This is a genomic window from Microcoleus sp. D3_18a_C4 (assembly GCF_036702415.1).
Classification (GTDB): domain Bacteria; phylum Cyanobacteriota; class Cyanobacteriia; order Cyanobacteriales; family Microcoleaceae; genus Microcoleus.
The window spans coordinates 14,938-17,313 of sequence record NZ_JAUBTI010000126.1; the positions used below are offsets into that span (position 1 = coordinate 14,938).

1 protein-coding gene and 1 pseudogene are annotated in these 2,376 nt (G+C 48.7%); both read left to right on the forward strand.

Features of this window, described 5'->3' with window-relative positions:
* A pseudogene (locus QUB16_RS29850) lies at positions 1-503 on the forward strand (CopG family transcriptional regulator); the annotation flags it as partial.
* Between the two features lie 180 nt (positions 504-683).
* Positions 684-2,300 (forward strand): FAD-dependent oxidoreductase, encoded by a 1,617-nt coding sequence (locus QUB16_RS29855; RefSeq protein WP_333321755.1) that lies wholly within the window; start codon positions 684-686, stop codon positions 2,298-2,300.
* Positions 2,301-2,376: the final 76 nt, after the last annotated feature.

A 2,376-nucleotide genomic window follows, 5' to 3' on the forward strand; every position in this document is an offset into this window, starting at 1 on the left:
GGGAACACGACTTTGTGCAACAGCTAGCCGAAAAATCCAGTGCTCTGGAATCTTTGCACCAGCAACTCGCCGAAAAAGAACATCGGGAACACGACTTTGTGCAACAGCTAGCCGAAAAATCCAGTGCTCTGGAATCTTTGCACCAGCAACTCGCCGAAAAATCCAGTGCTCTGGAATCTTTGCAGCAGCAATTCGCCACCGAAAAGCAAAATCTCGAAAGCCAATTGCAGGAAACCGTGTCGAAGTCGAGTTATGAATCTTTGCAGCACGAGTTAGCAGAAAAGTCAAGTGTGATCGGCGATTTCCAAGTTCAACTAACCAAGTTGCAATCTCTAGAAAATCAATTGAGCCAGAGTGCGGCGATACAGCGAAATTACGACGCTTTGCAGCAACAGTCTCAAGAACAGCTAAGAACCATCAAAGCTTTACGGGAACAGCTAGGTCAAATGCAGGCTGTGGCTGGGATTGGCGAAGCTTATCTCAACAAGTGGCGCCGTCCCTGATTCTCTGATCGGCACGCCACAGTCTAACGCTCCGGGTGCGCCCAGAGCATTTTACCCCTAAAAAGTCCTCTAAACTCGACCTCCTTCCTCTTGTAGCGATAGATTTGAACCTGTCGCTACAAGAGCTTTTTATTGCAAAATATGAGCATAATATTAAGAAATATTACAATAAATAAATTTATGACAGGCGATCGCACCCCTTTTGGCAAATCCAGTCCCACAGACACTAAGGGCCGCGTCACGGTAATTGGAGGTGGCATCGGCGGGCTGACAGCAGCAGCCCTGCTAGCCCGCAGAGGATACAAAGTGCTAGTCTTAGACCAGGCGATCGTCCCCGGAGGATGCGCTTCCACCTTCAAACGCAAAGGCTTTACCTTCGATGTCGGCGCCACGCAGGTTGCAGGATTGGAACCCGGAGGCATTCACCACCGAATTTTCTCAGAATTAGATATAGAACTTCCCGCCGCGACACCCTGCGATCCCGCTTGTGCGGTGTTTTTGCCGGGAGAAACCGCACCGATTAGCGTGTGGCGAGATCCGCAAAAGTGGCAGGAAGAAAGGCAGCGACAGTTTCCCGGAAGCGAACCTTTTTGGCAATTATTGTCTGCATTGTTCAAAGCTAGCTGGAAATTTCAAGGGCGCGATCCAGTTTTACCGCCCAGAAACTTCTGGGATTTCTGGCAATTAATTCAAGCAGTTCGTCCCGATACTCTAATTACTTTGCCTTTCACTTTTATGACAGTGGGAGATGCTTTGCGGCTTTGTGGGTTGGGCGACAATTTGCGCTTGAAAACTTTTCTGGATTTGCAGTTAAAATTGTATTCTCAAGTTGATACTGAAGAAACGGCGCTACTTTACGCGGCCACGGCTTTAGGAGTTTCGCAAGAGCCGCAGGGATTGTATCATCTAGAAGGAAGTATGCAGGTGTTGAGCGATCGACTGGTAGAGGCGATCGAACTCTACGGCGGCAAAGTCCTGTTGCGGCATACAGTTGAAAGTATTGTCACAGCAAATGGCAAAGCCACCGGTACAGTGATTCGCAATCAAAAAACAGGCGAAGTTTGGACAGAAACAGCCGATCGCATTGTTGCCAACGTGACAGCGCAAAATCTAGTAAAATTGTTGTCAAGCGAGCCAAGTGTCGGCAATTTAACAGATAATTTATCGGTTAAATCAGAGACTTCAGAGACAACAAATCAACTCCCAAATCAAATGGCAGGCTACAAATATCGAGTTGATAAATTGCCGCCCGCATCCGGTGCATTTGTCATATATTTGGGAGTGCATGAAAGCGCAATTCCGGCAAATTGTCCGCCCCACCTTCAGTTTCTCTACGATTACGACGGCGAGATTGGGGAGAATAATTCATTATTTGTTTCAGTCAGTCATCCGGGTGATGGGCGAGCACCGGAGGGAATGGCGACAATTATCGCTTCCTCATTTACTGATACTCGAATGTGGTGGAATTCGGTTGATTATGAAGGATTGAAGCAAAAATATACCGCAGGGGCGATCGCCCGTTTGAGCGAATATTTCAATTTGACGCCAGAGTCGATCGTACACCAAGAAGCCGCCACCCCCCGCACCTTTGCCCGCTATACAGCGAGAGATAGAGGCGTTGTCGGCGGCATCGGGCAGCGAATACCAACCTTCGGCCCCTTCGGATTTGCCAACCGCACACCAATTAAAAACTTGTGGTTAGTAGGCGACTCCACCCATCCCGGAGAAGGTACTGCAGGTGTATCCTATTCTGCTTTAACAGTAGTGCGACAAATGGAAGCCGCCTCTAAAATCTAAGGAATGAGAATTAAATAACTTCCACAAGTTTGTGGGATGGGCGTCCCGCCCGTCCTTTTTGGACGGGCGGGACGCC

Excerpts from the sequence above, each read along its gene's own strand:
- QUB16_RS29855 (WP_333321755.1), top strand. The coding sequence starts at position 684 with ATGACAGGCGATCGCACCCCTTTTGGCAAATCCAGTCCCACAGACACT.